The sequence below is a fragment of the Streptomyces niphimycinicus genome (assembly GCF_018883605.1).
In the GTDB taxonomy this organism is placed as follows: Bacteria; Actinomycetota; Actinomycetes; order Streptomycetales; family Streptomycetaceae; genus Streptomyces; species Streptomyces niphimycinicus.
The window spans coordinates 1-641 of the sequence record NZ_JAHLEM010000838.1 but is presented as its reverse complement, the minus strand read 5'-3'; the positions used below and the strand labels follow the sequence as shown (position 1 = coordinate 641).

At 72.4% G+C, this 641-nt stretch carries 1 protein-coding gene; it reads right to left on the bottom strand.

Features of this window, described 5'->3' with window-relative positions; genetic code table 11:
* Positions 1-227: 227 nt before the first annotated feature.
* The coding region (locus tag KN815_RS43840) for a C40 family peptidase (protein ID WP_216347330.1) at positions 228-641 on the bottom strand (414 nt) is incomplete at its 5' end.

The window sequence follows — 641 nt, the reverse complement described above, 5'->3', positions numbered from 1 at the left end:
GTAGTCCCGTCGCATCCGCTCGTGAGCCCGCAAGGCACGAACCGGCTTGCCGGGGACACGGCTCAGATGGCGCTGACCGGGCGGATGTCGCCGGGCGATGCCTGGCGTGGGGCCCCGTCAACGGTCCCGCACCGCAGACCTGCGGTGGATGTGACCCCGGGCGCGGAAGCCTGCTGCGCAGGAGAGCGTGAATCGGTGTGACCGACTGAGTCAACAGCTTGGTCCGTTCACGGCCGAGAAGGTGACACGCGAGTGATGGAAGAGATCGGCAACATGTCCACCGGGTCGTAGCGGACCCGCGCCCCGGGATAGGGGGCGTGGATCACCTGTCCGTTGCCCGCGTACATGGCGACATGGCTGGCATCCGAGCGGTAGACCACCAGATCGCCGGGGCGGGCCTGGGACAGCGCCACTGGCTGCCCGGCGTGCGCCTGGGCCTGTGAGGTGCGCGGAATGGCCACCCCGGCGTGGGCGTAGGCCCATTGGGTCAGCCCGGAGCAGTCGAAGGCGGTGGGACCGGCGTGGCCCCAGGCGTACGGCAGCCCGAGGGCCGCCCGTGCGGCGCCGAACGCCGCGGCGGCCCGCCCCGAGAACGGCGCGGCATGCCGCCCGACGGTGCGGCCACCGGGAAGCTCACCGGG